Source organism: Ancylobacter defluvii (genome assembly GCF_018390605.1).
GTDB classification, from domain to species: Bacteria; Pseudomonadota; Alphaproteobacteria; order Rhizobiales; family Xanthobacteraceae; genus Ancylobacter; species Ancylobacter defluvii.
On sequence record NZ_JAHBGD010000013.1, the window covers coordinates 212,478 to 231,270 of the forward strand.

Here is an 18,793-nt window from a genome sequence, read left to right on the forward strand (position 1 = left end):
AGCCCTCAATCCTTCTCGATCCGAATAACCTGCGGAGGCGACGTGATCACGCCATCCGCCTCGATGGCGTCGATGGCGCGGCGCACCGCCTCTTCCGTCGTCGCATAGGTAATCAGCACCACCGGCGCAGGCCCCCCAGCGCTGTCGGCCCGGTCGCCGCCATGCGGTCGACCGCGCCGATGCTGCATTATGGACTCGAGCGAAATATTCCGCTCGGCCATATGACGGGCAATGGCTGCCGCCGTTCCGGGCCGATCGACGGCGGCAAGGCGGATGTAGTAGCCGCCCTCATGGCGCTGGATGGCCGGCTTGCCGGCCGGACGCAGCCGCGCAACCGGCCAGCCGAAGGGCCGGCTGACCCGCGCAGCCGCGAGATCGCAGAGGTCGCCGACCACCGCCGAGGCGGTGGCATCGCCGCCGGCGCCGGGACCGACCAGGGTGAGCGCCACCGCATCGCCATCCACCGCCACCGCATTGGTGACGCCGGAGACCTGGGCGATTGGCCAATGTTTGGGCACCATGGTCGGATGGACCCGCAGCTCGACCTCGTCGCCGGCACGGGCGGCGACGCCGAGCAGCTTCACCCGGTAGCCGAGTTCGTCGGCGGCATCGAGGTCGGCCAGCGTGATCGAGCGGATGCCCTCGACATGGATGGCGCCGGGATCCGGCTGCACGCCGAAGGCCAGCGTCGCCAGCAAGGCGAGCTTGTGGGCGGTATCGAAGCCGTCGACGTCGAAGCTGGGATCGGCCTCGGCATAGCCGAGTTGCTGCGCCTCGGCGAGGCAGGTCTCGAAGGAAAGCCCCTCTTCCCGCATCTTCGTCAGGATGTAGTTGCAGGTGCCGTTGAGGATGCCGGAGACGCGCGCCATCCGGTTGCCCAGCAGCGCCTCGCGCAGCGTCTTGACGATCGGGATGCCGCCGGCGACCGCCGCCTCGAAATGGATGCCGGCGCCGTTCTGCTCCGCCAGCGTCGCGAGGGCGACGCCGTGATGGGCCAGCAGCGCCTTGTTGGCGGTGACCACCGGCTTGCCGGCTTCCAGCGCCGCGGCGACCGCCTCGCGGGCGGCCCCGTCCGAGCCGCCGATCAGCTCGACGAAGACGTCAATGCCGGGATCGCGGGCGAGCGCGACCGGGCTTTCCGCCCAGCGCACCGAGGAAAGATCGCAATCGCGGCTACGCGAGCGGTCACGCGCACTGACCGCCACGACCTCGACCGCGCGCCCGCAGCGCGCGGCGATCTCGTCATTGCGACGGGCAAGCATACGCATGACGCCCGCTCCGACCGTACCCAGGCCGGCGATGCCAATTTTAAGCGGCGGCGCCATCAAACTATCCGAACATCAGAAACAAAAGAACAGCGCCGGCCCGCAATCGACGGACACTCAACGCGCCGCGGCGAGCGGCACGACGTTGTGCAATGTTTCCGCGCCCGTTTCAAGGAAGCGCCGGACATTGCGCGCGGCCTGGCGGATGCGCTGCTCGTTCTCCACAAGCGCGATGCGGACATATTCGTCGCCGTGCTCGCCGAAGCCGACGCCCGGCGCCACCGCCACATCCGCTTTCTCGATCAGCAGCTTGGAGAATTCCAGGCTGCCGAGGTTGCGGAATTTTTCCGGAATCGGCGCCCAGGCGAACATCGAGGCGCTCGGCGAGGGAATCTCCCAGCCGGCCTTGCCGAAGCTGTCGACCAGCGCGTCGCGGCGCTTGCGGTACACCGAGCGCATCTCGGCGATGCAGTCCTGCGGACCGTTGAGCGCCGCCGCGGCGGCGACCTGGATCGGCGTATAGGCGCCATAGTCGAGATAGGACTTCACGCGGGCGAGCGCGGCGATCAGACGCTCATTGCCGACCGCAAACCCCATGCGCCAGCCGGCCATGGAGAAGGTCTTCGACATCGAGGTGAATTCGACCGTCACGTCCATCGCGCCCGGCACCTGCAGCACCGAGGGCGGCGGATCGCCGTCGAAATACACCTCGGAATAGGCGAGATCGGAGAGCACGATCAGGTCGTGCTTCTTCGCGAAGGCGACGACGTCGCGATAGAAATCGAGATCGGCGACGCAGGCGGTCGGGTTCGACGGATAGCAGAGCACCAGCGCCAGCGGCGAGGGGATCGAATGGGCGACGGCGCGCTCCAGCGCGCGGAAGAATTCCGGCCCCGGCTCGCACGGAACCGAGCGGATCGCCGCCCCCGCCATCAGGAAGCCGAAGGCATGGATCGGATAGGACGGGTTCGGCACCAGGATCACGTCGCCGGGGGCGGTGATCGCCTGCGCCATATTGGCGAAGCCTTCCTTGGAGCCCAGCGTGGCGACCACCTGGGTATCGGGGTTCACCTTCACCCCGAAGCGGCGCTCGTAATAGGCCGCCTGCGCGCGGCGCAGGCCGGGAATGCCCTTGGAGGCGGAATAGCGGTCGGTCCGGGGCCTGCCGATGGTATCCTTCAACTTCTCGACGACATGGGCGGGAGCGTCGAGATCCGGATTACCCATGCCGAGGTCCACGATGTCGGCGCCGGCGTTGCGGGCGGTAGCCTTCACACGGTTGACCTGCTCGAACACATAAGGCGGAAGCCGGCGGATACGGTGGAAATCGGTCATCGGTCTCAAGCTCCAAGCCGGCCGTTTTCCTCAGACGGCGCGGCACAACGGGCGTTTCTATCATTTTCACCACGCCCATCCCAGAAGGCATGACAAGCGATGGTGGCGCAAGCGTGGTGAATCAATCGGTAACAGAGCTCTCGGCTGCCCGTTTCATACGGCTTTTGTCACTGGCCGGCGTTCAGGTCGTCGCCCTGATTGATCTGCTGCTCCATCTGGCCGGCATGGTTGCGCGCCAGGCCTTCAAGGCTCGACTGCGTCTTCGCCTGGGCGGTGGCGTCCATCACCGGCCGGGTGCCGATCTGCGCCGGGGCGCCGAAGCTCGGATAGGCGAGCTTCTGGTCGGGCACGCTGGTCTTCGGCATGCCGGGGGGGGCGCAGCCTGCGAGGCCGAGCCCAAGACCGAGACAAACCGCCGCGCCCGCGAGCAGGCGTGCGCGGGCAGGAGATTTCGGCGGAAGGGCGAAGTGGCGCGTCATGTCCCTGTTTCCCGAACTGTCATCGACTCCGCGCTAGGCTCTCGCTCGAACCGGGCGTCGCGTCTATGATGCCCTCACCTATGAACGCACGCACCCGCGGGGACAAGCGGTGAGTAACCGAAACACCGACCGCTCCACCAGCCGGCGGCGCACCGCCGCGCGCTCCACCGCCACCGACGAAACCTCGACGGAAACCGCCGCTCCCTCCTCCTCGAAGACCGGCGCTTCGAAAAAGCCGGGCAAGGCAGCGGCCGGCGCGGCGGTGGGCGCGAGTAAGCCCGCGGCCACCGCCGCGACGACACAGCGCGCCGCGAAAGCGACGGGGACGGCAGCCAAGCCAGCATCGACCAAGCTGGTATCCGCGAAGCCGACATCCGCCAAAACCACGCCGGCACCTTCGAAGGCGCGCGGCGGTGCGGCGGCTCCCGCCAAGGCGCAGGCCACCAAGCGCGAGGTTGCGGCAGCCGGCAAAGTCGCCGCAACGCCGCCGGCGCCCAAAACTGCGGCCTCCAAAGGTGCAGCGCCCAAGTCGGTAGCTCCCAAGGCTGCAACGCCTAAGACTGCAGCGTCGAAAACCGCAACGGCCAAGGCAGCGGCCGCGAAGCCCGCGGCATCCCACACCGCCGCCCGCAAGCCGGCGGCCGAAGCGGCGGCGCCGATTCCTGCCGCCCCCCTTCCCCGGCCGCGCCGGGTGTCGCAGACCCGTTCGGCCGCCAGCCATGTGCGTTTCGTCCGCCGGCCCGAGCCCGAGATCGCTGCCGCAGCAGCGGCGGACGTCGCCGTGCCGCCGCAGCCGGCTCCGGCCTCGGCCCCCACCCCAGCTCCCCGCGCGGCGGACCGTTCCGACCCACCTGCGCCGGGCCCGATCGATTTCGAAACCTTTGCCGGCAATCTTGCCCGCCTCGTCGAGGAGGGCGGCAAGGCGATGGCCGCCTATCTGCGCCCGCGCGAGGAAGGCCGGGTGAAGGACGACATCGCCGAAGAGGTCGCCGACGTGATGAAGACGCTCGGCCACGTCGCCGAATACTGGCTGACCGACCCCAAGCGCACCGTCGACGTGCAGTCGCGGCTGATCGGCGGCTATCTGTCGCTGTGGTCCTCGACGCTCAAGCGGCTCGCCGGCGAAGAGGTCGCCCCCATCGCCCGGCCGCCCGCGCGCGACGGGCGCTTCGTCGATCCGGAATGGACGACCAATCCCTTCTTCGACGCGCTGAAGCAGACCTATCTGCTCACCGCCAACTGGGCGGAGAAGCTGGTCGAGGACGCCGAGATCGACAAGCACACCAAGCACAAGGCCGAATTCTACGTGCGGCAGATCGCCAGCGCGGTGTCGCCGTCGAACTTCGTCTTCACCAATCCCGAGCTTCTGCGCGCCACCTTCGCCTCCAACGGCGAGAACCTGGTGCGCGGCATGAAGATGCTGGCCGAGGACATCGAGGCCGGCGACGGCGAATTGAAGATCCGCCAGACCGACAATTCGAAGTTCAAGGTCGGCGAGAACCTCGCCATCACCCCTGGCAAGGTGATCTTCCAGAACGAGCTGATGCAGCTCATCCAGTACAGCCCCACCACCGAGACCGTGCTGAAGGTGCCGGTGGTGATCGTGCCGCCCTGGATCAACAAATTCTACGTGCTCGACCTCAACCCGGAGAAATCCTTCGTCCGCTGGGCGGTGGCCCAGGGGTTGACGGTGTTCATCGTCTCCTGGGTCAACCCCTCCCCGGCCCTCGCCGACAAGGGCTTCGAGGACTACATGCGCGCCGGCGTGCTGTCGGCGATCGAGACCGCCAAACAGGCGACCGGTGCCGAGCAGGTGCATGCGGTCGGCTATTGCGTCGGCGGCACCATGCTCGCCATGACGCTGGCCTGGCTCGCCGCCGCCGGCAAGGATGCCGGCATCCGCTCCGCAACCTACCTGACCACCCAGGTCGACTTCACCCAGGCCGGCGACCTGAAGGTGTTCATCGACGAGGAGCAGGTGGCAGTGCTGGAACGGCGCATGCTCGAATCCGGCATCATGGACGGCCGGGTGATGGCCAACGCCTTCAACATGCTGCGCGCCAACGACCTGATCTGGCCCTATGTGGTGAACAACTACCTGAAGGGACAGGCGCCCTTCCCGTTCGACATCCTCTACTGGAACGCGGATTCGACGCGGCTGCCGCGCGCCAACCACTCGTTCTACCTGCGCAACTGCTATCTCGATAACAAGTTCGCCACCGGCAATCTGTCGCTGGGCGGCCACAGGCTCGATCTCGGCCGGGTGGCGATCCCGACCTACAGCCTGGCGACGCGCGAGGACCACATCGCCCCGGCGGTATCGGTGTTCAACGGGCTCCAGCTGTTCGGCGCGCCGGCCCGCTTCGTGCTGGCGGGGTCGGGCCACATCGCCGGGGTGATCAACCCGCCGGCGCGTGCCAAGTACCAGTACTGGACCGGCGATGCGCCGGCCGGCAGCCTGGAGGAATGGATCGCCGGGGCCGAGATGCATCCCGGTTCCTGGTGGCCGGACTGGCTCGGCTGGCTGGAGGCGCAGGACGCCGAGCGGGTGCCGGCGCGCGAGCCCGGCGGCGGCGTGTTCGCTCCGGTCGAGGACGCGCCGGGCAGCTATGTGAAGGTGAAGACGTGACATCGGCCATCCTGGCCGGCGGCCTCGGCTTTTTCGCGACGCTGGTCGCGGCCTTCGCGCCGGTCCCGGCCGGCGCCGCGAGCTTCGACTGCGGCAAGGCGCGGACGCCGGACGAACGCGCCGTCTGCGCCGACACCGCTTTGTCGGCCCTCGACAGCGAGATGGGCGCGCTGTGGTTCAGCTACAGCCGATTCCAGCTGATGATGGGGGCCAATGGCGCGCGTCGCGACGATGCGCGCGCCTTCCTGGCCGCGCGGGCGAAATGCGGCGCAGATGCGAGCTGCCTCGCCCCGCTCTACCGCCAGCGCAACGCGGCGCTGAAGCAGCAGATCGCTGCCGCCATCACCAATGTGACCCATCAGGCGGATACCGACCCCACTCCCGCCGCGCCGGCGCCGCAGCCGGTGATGGACGAGGTCGCCGGCCTCTTCGCGCAGTGCCGGGCGGCGGGCGGCGAGCTGAAGGGCAATGCCTGGCCGGAGATGATGAGCGCCGATCTCGACCATGACGGCCGGCCGGACTATCTGCTCAACGCGCAGAACCTGCGCTGCGACGGCGCCGCCACCGCCTATTGCGCCAATGACGGCTGCGACATCTCCGTCAGCCTGTCGAGCGCCGGCTATGCGCCGATGAAGCTGCGCGGCAGCCGGCCGACGCTGGTGCAGGGCACCGAGCAGACCACGCTCGACATCTGGGTCGACCGCTTCCAGTGCGACAATGCCGCGCCCGGCGCCGCCTGCTGGGGCTCCTGGCGCTGGAACGGTTCGGCGCTCAAGCCGAGCTACGCGGTACGCGCCGCGCCGTAAGCGCCGCCGTCAGGCGAGGAAATCCACCTTGCCGTTTGCGAGGTTGTAGACGCCGCCGACGACGCGCAGCTTGTTCGCGCTGATGGCCTCCGCCACCAACTCGCTCGCCCTGGCGATGTGGGCCGCCACATCCTCGACATTGGCACGCACCGCGTCATCGAGAAGCATGTGGCCGTCGCGGCGTGCCCGCAGCACGGCGGGCACGATCGGCTGCACCATGTCGCCGATGAAGCCCGGGAATTGCGTGCCCACGGAAATCACCTCGCCCGCCGCCTCCACCGCGCCGCACTGGCTATGCCCCATCACCATGACGAGCGGCGCGCCGAGCACCGCCACCGCATACTCGATAGAGCCAATGGCGGTGGTATCGGCCGTGTTGCCGGCCACACGGATGATGAACAGCTCGCCGAGCCCAGTTGTGAAGACGTGCTCCGGCGGGGTGCGCGAATCCGAGCAGCCGAGCACCACGGCGAAGGGCGCCTGGCCGGCGCTGAGCGTGCTGATTGGCACCGGCCCCCCGGCCGGGATGCAGGCGCCGCCGGCGACGAAGGCCGCGTTACCCGCCTTCAACTTGGCCAGCGCCTCCTCGGCGGACAGGCTGGTCTTGGCGAGGGGCGAGGCCGCGCGGGCAGGCCGCGATCCCAAGCCGGCCGCGGCGACGCAGCCGCAGGCCAGCGTTCCGAATACGTTTCGGCGAGACACGACAGACAGATTGGTCATGACGGGCTCCATGAGCTGAAAACCGCCCATGGAGCACACCATTATACCAAAGTTGCAATCGGTATTATTCCGCTCCCCGCGCGCCTGCGCGGCGCTCGCAACTCAGGGAAACAGCGCCAGCTGCTCCAGCCCCAGCGTCTCGGGGAAGCCGAGCACCAGGTTCATGTTCTGCACCGCCTGCCCCGATGCGCCCTTGACGAGATTGTCGGTGGTGGAGATCAGGATCACCCGGCCGGGCTGGCGGTCGGCCACCACGCCCATGACGATCATGTTCGAGCCCTTGACGAAGCGCGTCTGCGGCACCTGGCCGAGCGGCAGCACATGCACGAAGGGCTCGGACTTGTAGAAATCCGTCAGTACGCGATGCACGTCCGCCGCGCCGACGCCGGCGCCGGTCTTGGCGTAGATGGTCGCGTAGATGCCGCGGCTCATCGGGATGAGGTGCGGGGTGAAGCTCGGCACGATCGTGCGGCCGGCGGCCTTGGAATATTCCTGATCGAGCTCGGCGGTGTGCCGGTGATTGGCGACGCCATAAGCATGCATGCCATCCGTCACCTCGGTATAGAGCAGCGATTCCTTGGCCGAGCGGCCGGCGCCGGTAACGCCGCTCTTGGCGTCGATGACGAGGCCTTCCGGCTCGATGGCGCCCGCCTCGATCAGCGGCACCACCGGCAGGATGGCGGTGGTGGTGTAGCAGCCGGGATTGGCGATCAGCCGCGCCTTACGGATGTCGTCGCGATAGAGCTCGACGAGGCCGTACACCGCCTCCTGCTGCAGCTCCAGCGCCTGATGCGCGTGGCCGTACCACTGCTCATAGGCACCGGGATCGCGCAGGCGGAAATCCGCCGACAGGTCGACCATCTTGATGTGCGGCGCGGCTTCGAGCACCCGCTTGATCACCTGCTGCGTGGTGCCGTGCGGCAGGGCGCAGAAGGCGAGATCGACATGCGCCCACGCCACCTCGTCGATGGTGACGAGCTTGGGCAAAGCGAGCTTACCGAATTGCGGGAACACGTCGGCCATCGACTGGCCGGCCTTGCGGTCGGCAGTGAGGGCGACGATCTCGACGCGCGGATGGCGGGCCAGCAATCGCACGAGTTCCGAGCCGGTATAGCCCGAGGCCCCGAGGATGGCGATCCGCGCCTTCGTCTCCGTCATCGTCCGTCTCCCTGAAGAGGGTACAAGCCCGGCAATCCGCCGGAGCGAGCGCGTGTACACCCGTTGCGCGACGGACGGAAGACGTGCCCGCCCCTGTGCCGCCGCCGCAGCCTTCCGATTTGCGCAGGGCTGCCCCGCGTCGATTGTCGGGAACGAATGTGGTCCTGAAGATCTTGCCGTCCCGCTGCCCAGACCGGGCTTCGAGGAACCACATCATGATGCATCCCCTCGCCTTCTTCTCGCTCGGCATGAGCATGGCCCGCCTTGGCCTCGACGCGCAGGTGGTCATCGCCGAGCGGATGAACCGGCTGGCGCGCGGCGACTTCGCCGCCGGCGTCGAGGCGACGCGCATGGTTACCGAGAAGGCGCTGGCAATGGGCGAGGTGAATGCCCGGCTCGCGAGGGCCGCTGCGGCCGGCACGCTGGACAAGGTCGGCCCGGAGATCGTCAGGTTCTACGGCCGCAAGGTGCGCGCCAATCGGCGGCGGCTCGGCAAATAAGCCACGCCGGGCGAGTTTTCGTTCATGGAATGTTCACGGCTGTGACTCACACTGGCATAATGTGGTGTAATGGGATGATCCACAGATGCCCGCCAGCGAAAGTCCTGCCCGCCCCATGCCGGAACCCGAGAAGAGCCTGTTCGACGCCGTGCCCGAGACGCCGCGCCCCGCCGCCGCCAAGGCGTCGCGGGCGCCCGCTCAGCCGACGGGCGCCGAGAGCGCCTACACGGCCGCCCATATCGAGGTGCTGGAAGGTCTCGAGCCGGTGCGTCGCCGGCCCGGCATGTATATTGGCGGCACCGACGAGAAGGCGCTGCACCATCTCTTCGCCGAGGTGATCGACAATTCGATGGACGAGGCGGTGGCCGGCCATGCCAGCTTCATCGATGTCGAACTCACCGCCGACGGCTTCCTGACCGTCACCGACAATGGCCGCGGCATCCCGATCGAGAATCACCCGAAATTCCCCGGCAAGTCGGCGCTGGAGGTGATCCTCACCACGCTGCATGCCGGCGGCAAGTTCGACAGCAAGGTCTACGAGACCTCCGGCGGCCTGCACGGCGTCGGCGTCTCGGTGGTGAACGCGCTCTCCGACGTGCTGGAGATCGAGGTGGCGCGCGGGCAGACGCTCTACCGGCAGACCTATTCGCGCGGCCTGCCGCAGGGGCCGATCGCCGAAGTCGGCCGGGTGCTGAACCGGCGCGGCACCAAGGTGCGCTTTCACCCCGACCCGATGATCTTCGGCACCGAGGCCCGCTTCAGGCCGGCGCGCGTGTTCAAGATGGCGCGCTCCAAGGCCTATCTGTTCGGCGGGGTGGAAATCCGCTGGAGCTGCGACGCCGCGCTGGTCGCCGGCACCGAGGTGCCGCCGGAGGCAGTGTTCCGCTTTCCCGGCGGCCTCAAGGACTATCTCGCCGCCGACATTGCCGGCCACACGCTGGTGCATCCCGAGATCTTCTCCGGCAAGACCTCCAAGCCCGGCGGCCATGGCTCGGCGGAATGGGCGGTGGCCTGGCTCGCCGATGCCGACGGCGCGGTTTCCTCCTATTGCAACACCATCCCCACCGCCGAAGGCGGCACCCACGAGGCCGGCTTCCGCTCCGCACTGCTGCGCGGGCTGCGCGACCATGCCGAGCGCACCGGCAACGCCAAGCGGGCGAGCGCCATCACCTCCGACGACATCATGGCCGGCTGTTTCGCCATGCTCTCGGTGTTCGTGCGCGAGCCGGAATTCCAGGGCCAGACCAAGGAGAAGCTCGCTACCGCCGAAGCGGCGCGCATCGTCGAGCAGGCGATTCGCGACCCGTTCGACCATTGGCTCGGCGGCAACCCGGTGCAGGCCAGCCGGCTGCTCGACTGGGTGATCGAGCGCGCCGAAGAACGGCTACGCCGGCGGCAGGAGAAGGAAGTCTCGCGCAAGAGCGCCGTGCGCAAGCTGCGCCTGCCGGGCAAGCTCGCCGACTGCTCCAACAATTCGGCGGCGGGTTCGGAACTGTTCATCGTCGAGGGCGATTCGGCCGGCGGCTCCGCCAAGCAGGCCCGCGAGCGCCAGACCCAGGCCGTGCTGCCGCTGCGCGGCAAGATCCTCAACGTCGCCAGCGCCGGGCGCGACAAGCTCGCGCAGAACCAGCAGCTCGCCGACCTGATCCAGGCGCTCGGCTGCGGCACCGGCACGCAGTATCGCGAGGAAGACCTGCGCTATGAGCGCGTGGTCATCATGACCGATGCCGATGTCGACGGCGCGCATATCGCCTCGCTGCTGGTCACCTTCTTCTTCAGGCAGATGCCGAAGATGATCGAGAACGGCCACCTGTTCCTCGCCGTGCCGCCGCTCTACCGCATCACGCAAGGTCCGAAGACGCTCTATGCCCGCGACGAGGCGCATCGCGACGAGTTGCTGAAGAAGGAATTTTCCGGCCGCGGCAAGGTGGATATCGGCCGCTTCAAGGGCCTCGGCGAGATGATGCCGGCGCAGCTGAAGGAAACCACCATGAACCGCAAGTCGCGTACGCTGCTGCGCGTCACCGTCGCCGATGCCGAGCGCGTCGAAACCGCCGACGCCATCGAGCGGCTGATGGGCAACAAGCCGGAGAGCCGCTTCGCCTTCATCTCCGAGCGGGCGGCCTTCGCCAGCGAGGAATTGCTGGATATCTGAGGCCTCGCCCCGAAGCCGGCGAAGGGCGTCGTCGCAGCGGCTGCGGCGGCCATGAAGCTTTCATGGGAGCCAGACGGCATGTCCCGTTTCAACGACAAGCGCGTGCTCATCACCGGCGGCAGCAGCGGCATGGGTCTTGCCGGTGCCCGGCGGATCGCCGCCGAGGGCGGTGCGGTGGCGGTGACCGGGCTCGACGCCGGCCGCCTCGCCGAGGCCGCGAAAGCCCTGCCGCACGGCTCGCCGGTCCTGCACAACGACGCGGCCGATCCGGCTGCCGCCTCCGACCTCGCCGAGGCCGTACAGGAATGGGGGCTGCTCGACGGGCTGTGGCTCAACGCCGGCTATGCCGCCATCGGCCCGCTGGAGGAAATCGACGCCGCCGCCTTCGACGCGATGATGGCTGCCAATGTGCGCGGGCCGATGCTGCAACTGGCCGCGCTGTCGCCGCTGCTGGCGCCCGGCGCCTCGGTGGTCGTCACCTCGTCGAGCTCGACCTATGAAGGCGCGGCGATGACCAGCCTCTATGCCGCCACCAAGGGCGCGCTCGTCGCCATGGCGCGCAGCTGGGCCTCGGCACTGGCGCCGCGCGGCATCCGCGTGAACGTACTGGTGCCGGGACCGATCGAGACCAATTTCCGGCATTTCCTGCCCGACACCGCCCGCGACGCCTTCGAAAGCTTTGTGGTGAGCCAGGTGCCGCTCGCCCGCGCCGGCACCGCAGATGAGGCCGCCGCCGTGGCGCTGTTCCTGCTCTCGGACGACGCTTCCTACGTCACCGGCAGTCAATACGCGGTCGATGGTGGGCTGGTGATGCTTTGAGGCGGCTCACCGCCGCTCGAAGGCGATGCGGGCGGCGAGGCCGAGGAAGATCACCCCGGTGAGACGCTGAAAGGCGCGCGAAAAACCCGCGCGGCCCGCCAGCCAGCGCCCGACGGCGCCGGCGAAGCCGCCGACCAACCCGTTCACGATCATGCCGCCAATGTTGAGGATGGCGCCGAGCAGCAGGAACTGCACGAAGGGCGACCCGCGCGCCGGATCGACGAATTGCGGCAGGAACGCCAGCACGAACACGACGATCTTCGGATTGGCGAGATTCACCAGCACCGCCTGCCGGAACGCCGCCCCCGCGCTCCCGCGAAGCGCCGCCTCGGCACCCGTGAGCGGCCCTGCCGCGGTGAAGGCCTTGAAAGCCAGCCAGACGAGATAGCCGACGCCCGCCCAGCGTATCGCCTCGAAGGCGGCCGGATGCGTCGCCAGCAGCGCCGCCAGCCCCAGCCCGGCGGCGACCGTGTGGATGAAACCGCCGACGGTGATGCCGAGACTGGCCGCCAGCCCGGCCTTCGGCCCGGATTTCATGCCCTGCCCGAGGCAGAACAGCATGTCGTTGCCGGGCGTGAGATTGAGCATCAGCGCCGCCGGCGCAAAAACGAGCAGGGTGTCGACGGGAATCAGCATGCCAGCCCTCTAATCCGCTTCCGGCGCCGGATCGACGGCGACGATTTCCATGGTGCCGGCCGGCAGGTCGATCTCGTCGCCGATCCATTTGCCCACCAGCGCACGGGCCACCGGCGAGACCCAGGCGATGCGCCCTTCCTTCGGCTCGGCCTCGTCCTCGCCGACGATGCGGAAGCTGCGACGTTTGCCGTGCTCGTCCTCCAGCATCACCGCCATGCCGAAGGTGATCGCCTGGCCCCGCGGCGGCGGGTCCACCGGTTCGGCGCTGGCCCGCCGTGCGCTCCAGTAGCGCAGCTCGCGCGAGGCCCGCGCCGCGGCATCGCGCTCGCCCCCCGCCCCGGCGGCGGCGAGCGCCGCGCGTTGACGGGCGATCTCGGCCTCGATCAGGGCAAGACCGCGCCGCGTGACGAGGTTGCGATTGGCGCTGACCGGGCGCTCCGGCAGCGCCTCGGCACCACTGTCCTCCTTGACGAAGGCTCGGCTCATGACACCCTCCCGGCGGCGGGAAGCGGACGCGCCGGCAGGACCGGAGCCTGAACCATCGGCGCGTTTCCCATTGGCAACATCGGCCCACTCCGGCAGCCACGCTCCTTAGCGTTGCCTGATCGCCAAGGCGCCCTATCACACAAATGCGCGTTTTGTCGCCCCAACCCCTTGAATATCCTGAAAAGCATTGACTTCCGGGCCATTATGCCTATGTTGCGCTGCATCGTCTGACCCAATCCGACCGATGCGCTCCGCGCGATGACGATGCAGCCCGTCCCCGGTTACGGCTCGGGGGATGTCAGGGTGAGCGGTGCGCTGCCGCAGAATTGACCCTCGATGCCTTTCAACGAACTGGGCCTGAGCGACAAAGTGCTCTCGGCTGTCGCCGATACGGGTTACACGGAACCGACGCCGATCCAGGCGCAGGCTATTCCTCATGTGCTCGCCCGCCGCGATGTGCTGGGCCTCGCCCAGACCGGCACCGGCAAGACCGCCGCCTTCGTCCTGCCAATGCTGACAATGCTGGAGCAGGGGCGCGCCCGTGCCCGCATGCCGCGCACGCTGATCCTGGAGCCGACGCGCGAACTCGCGGCGCAGGTGGAGGAGAACTTCACCCGCTACGGCAAGAACCACAAGCTGAACGTCGCGCTGCTGATCGGCGGCGTCTCCTTCGGCGACCAGGATGCCAAGCTGGTGCGCGGCGTCGACGTGCTGATCGCCACGCCCGGCCGCCTGCTCGACCATGTCGAGCGCGGGCGGCTGCTGCTCTCCGGCATCGAGATCCTCGTCATCGACGAGGCCGACCGCATGCTGGACATGGGCTTCATCCCGGACATCGAGCGCGTCTGCAAGCTGGTGCCCTTCACCCGGCAGACGCTGTTCTTCTCCGCCACCATGCCGCCGGAAATCCAGCGGCTGGTGTCGCAGTTCCTGTCCAATCCGGTGCAGGTGGAAGCCTCCCGCCCCTCCTCCACCGCCTCGACCATCACCCAGCTTCTGGTGGCGAGCGGCAAGGAGGACTATGAGAAGCGCGATACGCTGCGCCGCCTCATCGACAACGCCGAGAACCTGCAGAACGGCATCATCTTCTGCAACCGCAAGAGCGAAGTCGCGGTGGTGCACAAGTCGCTGCTGCGGCATGGCTACAAGGCCGTCTGCCTGCATGGCGACATGGACCAGCGCTCGCGCATGAACGCGCTCGACCAGTTCCGCACCGGCGAGGCGACCCTGCTGGTCGCCTCCGACGTCGCGGCGCGCGGGCTCGACATTCCCGCCGTGAGCCACGTGTTCAATTTCGACACGCCGCACCATGCCGAGGACTATGTGCACCGCATCGGCCGTACCGGCCGCGCCGGCCGTGCCGGCGCCGCGTTCACCATGGTGACCCATGCCGACGTCAAGTCGCTGGCCGCTATCGAGAAGCTGATCGGCCGTCCCATTGAGTGGCAGGGTGATCCGCTCGGCGATGCGCCGCCACGCGAAGCCCGCGGCGCCCGGCCCACCGGCCGCGGTGAGCGGCCCGAACGCGGCGAGCGCAAGGAACGTGGTGAACGCAGCGGTGGCGAACGCAGTGGCTCCGGTAGCGAGCGCGGCGCCGGTTCCGAGCGTCGTGGCGCCCGTCCGGCTCGTCGCCGGGACGGCACGGCTCCCGCTCCGGTCGAGATCGAGATCGAGGAGAGCGCCGCTCCGGCGCCCGTCGCCGCTCGCTCCTCGCGGCGCAAGCCCGCCGCCGATGCTCCGGCCAAGGCACCTGTCGCCGCCGCTCCGACCCGCGCGCCGGTGACGCCAACCTCGGTTCGCCATGGCGAGGAGCGTCGCTCCTCCTATAATGACGAGCCCGCCGATACCTCGCACCTGCCGGCCTTCCTGCTGCGCCCGGTGCGCATCAAGGCCGGCTGAGCACCTTCCAAATCATCAGGCGGCGGAATTCTCCGCCGCCCTGAGCCGTCCGCGCAGATGGCGGATCAATGCCGCCTTCACCGCGCCGTCATCGCCGGTATTGGTCCAGGCCGCGACGGTGATCTCCACCCGGTCGAGCAGCAGCTTCGACACCGATGCCGACGGGCCGGGACTGGACAGCACGCGCGTGTCGCCCTTCAGAAAATCGACCGACTCCGCCATCGCCACCTCGGCATCGGCGGTACCCGGCAGCTCCAGCGTCACGGCGAACTGCCGCTGGCCATAGGCCGAGTTGTTGACGATATTCGCGCCCCACACCTTGGCGTTGGGGATCAGCACCTGCACATTGGTGCCCGAAGCAAGCTCGGTGGTGAACAGCGACAGGCCCTTCACCGTGCCGGCGACGCCCGCCACCTCGACGCTGTCGCCGAGCTTGAACGGACGGAACAGCAGCAGCATCACCCCCGCCGCGAGATTCGACAGCGTGCCCTGCAAGGCGAGGCCAATCGCCAGCGAGGTGGCACCCAGCACGGCGATGATGCTGGTGGTCTGGATGCCGAAGCGCTGCAGCACCGCCACCCCGACGAACACCAAAACCGTGTAGCGGGCGATGCTGGCGAGGAAGCCGGAGACGGTGATGTCGATCCGCCGCGTGGCGCCAAGCGCCCGCAGCACCAGCCGTTCCACGAAAGTGGCCAGCCACCAGCCGACGACGATCAGGCCGATGGCATAGAGGATGTTGAGTCCGTAGAGGACGAGCAGGTTGCCGAGGCTTTCGAAATTGAGGCGGTCGAGATCCATGCGGTTTTCCCTATCGTTGCGACAGGGGTAACGGGCGGCGGCGCCGAGGGTTCACCGCGAAGCGCTATCAATTGGTCGGAAGCTGGCGGCGCGTCGGCGGACCGCGCTTGGCCTTCGCCGGCGACCGCCGCGCCACCGCCAAGGCAGCGCGGGCGATCTCGGCGAGAGCCTCGGCATCGTCGAGCGCCGCCTCGGGCGCCGACCAGTAGCCGAGTTCCACCCGGCGCCCCCGGCGATCATAGGTGAACGGCACCGATCCGCCCGCCGCGAGACGCTCCGCAAGAGCCGGATCGGCCTTGAAGTAGAGGGTATCGTCGATCACGAGCGCCAGCATCAGACCGTCGGCGAACACGCCCAGCCCGCCGAACATCCGTTTGACGCGCACTGGACCGAAGGCTGCCAGCAGATCCGCGACCGTCTCGGCATCCACCGGGCCGCCTCAGGCGCTGGCAGCCGCCGCCTCGGGATTCGCCGCGTCAGCCTTGGCCGGCGTGATGGCGACCGATTCACCGCAGCCACAGGCCGAGGTCTGGTTCGGGTTGTTGAACACGAACTGCGCCGACATCTTGTCGATGCGGTAGTCCATCTCGGTGCCGAGCAGATACAGGATGGCCTTGGGATCGATGATCACCCGCGCGCCCTTGTCCTCGACGATCTCGTCGAAGCGGCCGGCCTCCTCGGCGAATTCCATCGTGTATTCCATGCCGGCGCAGCCGCCATTCTTGATGCCAACGCGCAGGCCGGCGGCCGGTTTGTTGCTGCGCTCCATGAGCGCACGCACACGCGCGGCGGCGGCATCGGTCAGCTTCATCACAGCTGGGCGGGGACGGGCTTCGGTCATATCTGTCGTCTCCAACTCGACGCCGGTTCAAGGCCGGCGGATCGGCACGCTCAAAATGGGATATCAGACGGCCGCAGGCAAGACCAAGAGATTGCACACGCCCCATGCGTCGGCGCGGAGGCTCAGGCTCAGTAATTCAGCCACAGCCCCGGCGTCGCCAACTCGACGAGGTTCCGGTCCGGGTCGCGAAAATACAGGCTCACGCCGCCGCCCTTCCATTCGACGCGGCTTTCGAGCGGGACCGCTGCCCGCTCCAGATGGGTGATCCAGGCTTCCAGCGTGTCGCGCGGTATCGCCAGCGCATAGTGCAGCGGGCCGTGGCCGTCATGCGGCGGGATCACCCCGCCGGGCACATCGACCGGCTCCAGCGTGGCGCCGCGCTTGAACAGCAGCAGCACGCTTGCCGTCCCGGCATTGTAGGCGCAGAAGCGCGCATCGGCGACCATCGGTGTCAGGCCGAGCACGCCCTCGTAGAAGGCGCGCGCCCGGACAACATCATCGACATAGAGGCCGGTCTCCAGCACGCCGGATATCGGTGGCGCATCAGCGACCGGCATCGGGCTCACCACAGATTGAGGGCGAGCCGCGCCTCTTCCGACATCCGGCCCTGGTCCCAGGGCGGATCGAAGGTGAGGTTGACATTGACGCCGGAGACGCCGCCGACGCTGGCCACCGCGCCTTCCACCATGCCGGGAAGCTCGGCGGCGGAGGGGCAATTGGGCGTGGTCAGCGTCATCTCCACCGCCACCTGGCGGTCGTCGGCGATGTCGACCTTGTAGATCAGGCCGAGCTCATAGATGTCGACCGGAATCTCGGGATCGTAGACCGTCTTCAGCGCCGCGACGATGTCGTCGGTCAGCCGGTCCAGTTCCTCCTGCGGAATCTGCGAGTCGATGGCCGGCACGTTGGGCGCATCGGCAGAAGATATGTCGCTCATGCGAACAGGTCCTGAGCCTTGACGAGGGCGTCGGCCAACCGGTCGACTTCCTCATGGGTGTTGTACAGCGCGAACGACGCCCGGCACGTCGCTGTCACTCCATATCGTCCAAGAAGCGGCATTGCGCAATGGGTGCCTGCCCGCACCGCCACGCCCGCCCGGTCGATAATGGTGGCGATGTCGTGCGGATGCGCGCCCTTGACGTCGAAGGCGAAGATCGCGCCCTTGCCCGGCGCGTCGCCATAGATCTGCACCGAGTTGATCGCCGAGAGCCGCTGCCGGGCATAGGCGCCGAGCGAGGCCTCGTGCGCGGCGATGCGCTCGCGGCCGAGGCTTTCCATATAGACCAGCGCCTCGCCGAGGCCGATCGCCTGCACGATCGGCGGCGTGCCGGCCTCGAAGCGGTGCGGCGGCTCGCCATAGGTGACGCCGTCTTCGGTGACGGTGCGGATCATCTCGCCGCCACCCTCATAGGGCGGCAGGGCGCGCAGCCGCTCGATCTTGCCGTAGAGCACGCCGATGCCGGTCGGCCCATAGAGCTTGTGGCCGGTAACGCCGTAGAAATCGACGTCGAGATCCTGCACGTCGACCGGCATATGCACCGCCGCCTGCGCGCCATCGACCACCACCACCGCCCCGACGTCATGGGCGAGGCGGGCGATCTCCTTCACCGGCGTCACCGTGCCGAGCACGTTCGACATGTGGGTGACGGCGACGATCTTGGTCCGCTCGGTCAGCAGGTCCTTATAGGCGTTGAGATCGAAGGCGCCGTCTTCCAGCACCGGCACCCATTTGATCACCGCACCCTTGCGCTCGCGCAGGTAATTCCACGGCACGATGTTGGAATGGTGCTCCATGATCGAGAGCACGATCTCGTCGCCTTCCTTGATCGACTGCCCGAGCGAGGAGGCGACGAGGTTGATGGCGCCGGTGACCGAGCGGGTGAAGATCACCTCCTCCAGCGTCGGCGCGTTGAGGAAGGCGCGGCAACGCTCGCGCGCCTGCTCATAGGCCTCGGTCATCGCGTTGGCGAGGAAGTGCAGCCCACGATGAACGTTGGAATATTCGTTCTCATAGGCGTAGCGCATGCGATCCAGCACCTGGACCGGCTTCTGCGCCGAGGCCGCATTGTCGAGATAGACCAGCGGCTTGCCATAGACCTGCTTGGACAGGATCGGAAAATCCTGCCGCACGCGCTCGACATCATAGCTGCCATTGGCCACGGCGGGGTGGATGATGGTCATCGGCTTAACCCGTTTTCTACGGCGCTTTCATACCACACGCCGTCATGCCCGGGCCTCGCCCGGGCATCCACGCCTTTCGGCGC

General features: G+C 68.1%; 20 protein-coding genes. 6 read left to right on the forward strand and 14 right to left on the reverse strand.

Features of this window, described 5'->3' with window-relative positions; all coding sequences use genetic code 11:
- Positions 1 to 5: 5 nt before the first annotated feature.
- The 4 genes from KHC24_RS10660 to KHC24_RS10675 form a co-directional block, all read right to left on the reverse strand.
- Positions 6 to 1,325, reverse strand: a complete 1,320-nt coding sequence (locus KHC24_RS10660) for a homoserine dehydrogenase (protein ID WP_213363229.1) — start codon at positions 1,323 to 1,325, stop codon at positions 6 to 8.
- Positions 1,326 to 1,382: 57 nt separating this feature from the next.
- Positions 1,383 to 2,600, reverse strand: a complete 1,218-nt coding sequence (locus tag KHC24_RS10665) for an LL-diaminopimelate aminotransferase (protein ID WP_213363230.1) — start codon at positions 2,598 to 2,600, stop codon at positions 1,383 to 1,385.
- Between the two features lie 167 nt (positions 2,601 to 2,767).
- Positions 2,768 to 3,079 carry a hypothetical protein gene (locus KHC24_RS10670; RefSeq protein ID WP_213363231.1) on the reverse strand — a complete coding sequence of 104 codons (312 nt, stop codon included), beginning with the start codon at positions 3,077 to 3,079 and terminating at the stop codon, positions 2,768 to 2,770.
- Between the two features lie 78 nt (positions 3,080 to 3,157).
- Positions 3,158 to 3,511, reverse strand: a complete 354-nt coding sequence (locus KHC24_RS10675; protein WP_213363232.1) for a hypothetical protein — start codon at positions 3,509 to 3,511, stop codon at positions 3,158 to 3,160.
- A 259-nt stretch (positions 3,512 to 3,770) separates the two neighbouring features.
- Here KHC24_RS10675 and phaC point away from each other — a divergent pair, with 259 nt between their 5' ends.
- Both phaC and KHC24_RS10685 read left to right on the forward strand, forming a co-directional pair.
- A complete protein-coding gene (gene phaC, locus KHC24_RS10680; protein ID WP_271180513.1) occupies positions 3,771 to 5,708 on the forward strand; it encodes a class I poly(R)-hydroxyalkanoic acid synthase in 1,938 nt (645 codons plus the stop codon).
- A complete protein-coding gene (locus tag KHC24_RS10685; RefSeq protein WP_213363233.1) occupies positions 5,705 to 6,514 on the forward strand; it encodes a lysozyme inhibitor LprI family protein in 810 nt (269 codons plus the stop codon). Before phaC ends, KHC24_RS10685 begins: the two co-directional genes overlap by 4 nt.
- A 9-nt stretch (positions 6,515 to 6,523) precedes the next feature.
- Here KHC24_RS10685 and KHC24_RS10690 read toward each other — a convergent pair whose 3' ends face one another.
- Both KHC24_RS10690 and argC read right to left on the reverse strand, forming a co-directional pair.
- Positions 6,524 to 7,264 (reverse strand): carbonic anhydrase, encoded by a 741-nt coding sequence (locus KHC24_RS10690; RefSeq protein ID WP_213363234.1) that lies wholly within the window; start codon positions 7,262 to 7,264, stop codon positions 6,524 to 6,526.
- A gap of 72 nt (positions 7,265 to 7,336) precedes the next feature.
- On the reverse strand, positions 7,337 to 8,392 hold the full coding sequence (gene argC, locus KHC24_RS10695) for an N-acetyl-gamma-glutamyl-phosphate reductase (RefSeq protein WP_213363235.1): 1,056 nt from the start codon (positions 8,390 to 8,392) through the stop codon (positions 7,337 to 7,339).
- A gap of 215 nt (positions 8,393 to 8,607) precedes the next feature.
- Here argC and KHC24_RS10700 point away from each other — a divergent pair, with 215 nt between their 5' ends.
- The 3 genes from KHC24_RS10700 to KHC24_RS10710 all read left to right on the forward strand — a co-directional run bounded on the left by KHC24_RS10700 (position 8,608) and on the right by KHC24_RS10710 (position 11,866).
- The gene (locus tag KHC24_RS10700) at positions 8,608 to 8,892 is read left to right on the forward strand and encodes a hypothetical protein (protein WP_213363236.1); all 285 of its coding nucleotides are present in this window, start codon (positions 8,608 to 8,610) and stop codon (positions 8,890 to 8,892) included.
- Between the two features lie 115 nt (positions 8,893 to 9,007).
- The gene (gene parE / locus KHC24_RS10705) at positions 9,008 to 11,047 is read left to right on the forward strand and encodes a DNA topoisomerase IV subunit B (RefSeq protein WP_213363308.1); all 2,040 of its coding nucleotides are present in this window, start codon (positions 9,008 to 9,010) and stop codon (positions 11,045 to 11,047) included.
- A gap of 78 nt (positions 11,048 to 11,125) precedes the next feature.
- On the forward strand, positions 11,126 to 11,866 hold the full coding sequence (locus tag KHC24_RS10710; protein WP_213363237.1) for an SDR family oxidoreductase: 741 nt from the start codon (positions 11,126 to 11,128) through the stop codon (positions 11,864 to 11,866).
- A gap of 6 nt (positions 11,867 to 11,872) precedes the next feature.
- Here KHC24_RS10710 and KHC24_RS10715 read toward each other — a convergent pair whose 3' ends face one another.
- Entirely contained in the window at positions 11,873 to 12,502 is a 630-nt protein-coding gene (locus KHC24_RS10715) for a LysE family translocator (RefSeq protein ID WP_213363238.1), read from the reverse strand.
- A gap of 9 nt (positions 12,503 to 12,511) precedes the next feature.
- On the reverse strand, positions 12,512 to 12,988 hold the full coding sequence (locus KHC24_RS10720) for a GreA/GreB family elongation factor (RefSeq protein ID WP_213363239.1): 477 nt from the start codon (positions 12,986 to 12,988) through the stop codon (positions 12,512 to 12,514).
- 336 nt (positions 12,989 to 13,324) lie between these two features.
- Here KHC24_RS10720 and KHC24_RS10725 point away from each other — a divergent pair, with 336 nt between their 5' ends.
- Complete coding sequence (locus tag KHC24_RS10725; RefSeq protein WP_213363240.1) at positions 13,325 to 14,887, forward strand: DEAD/DEAH box helicase; 1,563 nt, start codon at positions 13,325 to 13,327, stop codon at positions 14,885 to 14,887.
- A 15-nt stretch (positions 14,888 to 14,902) separates the two neighbouring features.
- On the opposite strand, the gene KHC24_RS10730 is transcribed toward KHC24_RS10725, so the two are convergent.
- The 6 genes from KHC24_RS10730 to KHC24_RS10755 form a co-directional block, all read right to left on the reverse strand.
- Positions 14,903 to 15,688: a mechanosensitive ion channel family protein gene (locus KHC24_RS10730; protein ID WP_213363242.1), complete on the reverse strand. Its 786-nt coding sequence runs from the start codon at positions 15,686 to 15,688 to the stop codon at positions 14,903 to 14,905.
- Between the two features lie 67 nt (positions 15,689 to 15,755).
- The gene (locus KHC24_RS10735; RefSeq protein WP_213363243.1) at positions 15,756 to 16,118 is read right to left on the reverse strand and encodes a TfoX/Sxy family protein; all 363 of its coding nucleotides are present in this window, start codon (positions 16,116 to 16,118) and stop codon (positions 15,756 to 15,758) included.
- A gap of 9 nt (positions 16,119 to 16,127) precedes the next feature.
- Positions 16,128 to 16,529 (reverse strand): HesB/IscA family protein, encoded by a 402-nt coding sequence (locus tag KHC24_RS10740; RefSeq protein WP_246546601.1) that lies wholly within the window; start codon positions 16,527 to 16,529, stop codon positions 16,128 to 16,130.
- Positions 16,530 to 16,657: 128 nt separating this feature from the next.
- Entirely contained in the window at positions 16,658 to 17,086 is a 429-nt protein-coding gene (locus tag KHC24_RS10745) for a VOC family protein (RefSeq protein WP_213363244.1), read from the reverse strand.
- A gap of 5 nt (positions 17,087 to 17,091) precedes the next feature.
- Positions 17,092 to 17,466, reverse strand: a complete 375-nt coding sequence (locus KHC24_RS10750) for an SUF system Fe-S cluster assembly protein (RefSeq protein WP_213363245.1) — start codon at positions 17,464 to 17,466, stop codon at positions 17,092 to 17,094.
- On the reverse strand, positions 17,463 to 18,710 hold the full coding sequence (locus KHC24_RS10755; RefSeq protein ID WP_213363246.1) for a cysteine desulfurase: 1,248 nt from the start codon (positions 18,708 to 18,710) through the stop codon (positions 17,463 to 17,465). Before KHC24_RS10755 ends, KHC24_RS10750 begins: the two co-directional genes overlap by 4 nt.
- Positions 18,711 to 18,793: the final 83 nt, after the last annotated feature.

What these genes read in the sequence shown, in the direction of transcription:
- KHC24_RS10715 (WP_213363238.1), bottom strand. Translation starts at nt 12,502, where the DNA reads ATGCTGATTCCCGTCGACACCCTGCTCGTTTTTGCGCCGGCGGCGCTG.
- KHC24_RS10740 (WP_246546601.1), bottom strand. Translation starts at nt 16,529, where the DNA reads ATGACCGAAGCCCGTCCCCGCCCAGCTGTGATGAAGCTGACCGATGCC.
- KHC24_RS10670 (WP_213363231.1), bottom strand. Translation starts at nt 3,079, where the DNA reads ATGACGCGCCACTTCGCCCTTCCGCCGAAATCTCCTGCCCGCGCACGC.
- KHC24_RS10730 (WP_213363242.1), bottom strand. Translation starts at nt 15,688, where the DNA reads ATGGATCTCGACCGCCTCAATTTCGAAAGCCTCGGCAACCTGCTCGTC.
- KHC24_RS10660 (WP_213363229.1), bottom strand. Translation starts at nt 1,325, where the DNA reads ATGGCGCCGCCGCTTAAAATTGGCATCGCCGGCCTGGGTACGGTCGGA.
- KHC24_RS10720 (WP_213363239.1), bottom strand. Translation starts at nt 12,988, where the DNA reads ATGAGCCGAGCCTTCGTCAAGGAGGACAGTGGTGCCGAGGCGCTGCCG.
- KHC24_RS10690 (WP_213363234.1), bottom strand. Translation starts at nt 7,264, where the DNA reads ATGGGCGGTTTTCAGCTCATGGAGCCCGTCATGACCAATCTGTCTGTC.
- argC (WP_213363235.1), bottom strand. Translation starts at nt 8,392, where the DNA reads ATGACGGAGACGAAGGCGCGGATCGCCATCCTCGGGGCCTCGGGCTAT.
- KHC24_RS10745 (WP_213363244.1), bottom strand. Translation starts at nt 17,086, where the DNA reads ATGCCGGTCGCTGATGCGCCACCGATATCCGGCGTGCTGGAGACCGGC.
- KHC24_RS10710 (WP_213363237.1), top strand. Translation starts at nt 11,126, where the DNA reads ATGTCCCGTTTCAACGACAAGCGCGTGCTCATCACCGGCGGCAGCAGC.
- KHC24_RS10750 (WP_213363245.1), bottom strand. Translation starts at nt 17,466, where the DNA reads ATGAGCGACATATCTTCTGCCGATGCGCCCAACGTGCCGGCCATCGAC.
- KHC24_RS10665 (WP_213363230.1), bottom strand. Translation starts at nt 2,600, where the DNA reads ATGACCGATTTCCACCGTATCCGCCGGCTTCCGCCTTATGTGTTCGAG.
- parE (WP_213363308.1), top strand. Translation starts at nt 9,008, where the DNA reads ATGCCGGAACCCGAGAAGAGCCTGTTCGACGCCGTGCCCGAGACGCCG.
- KHC24_RS10700 (WP_213363236.1), top strand. Translation starts at nt 8,608, where the DNA reads ATGATGCATCCCCTCGCCTTCTTCTCGCTCGGCATGAGCATGGCCCGC.
- KHC24_RS10725 (WP_213363240.1), top strand. Translation starts at nt 13,325, where the DNA reads ATGCCTTTCAACGAACTGGGCCTGAGCGACAAAGTGCTCTCGGCTGTC.
- KHC24_RS10755 (WP_213363246.1), bottom strand. Translation starts at nt 18,710, where the DNA reads ATGACCATCATCCACCCCGCCGTGGCCAATGGCAGCTATGATGTCGAG.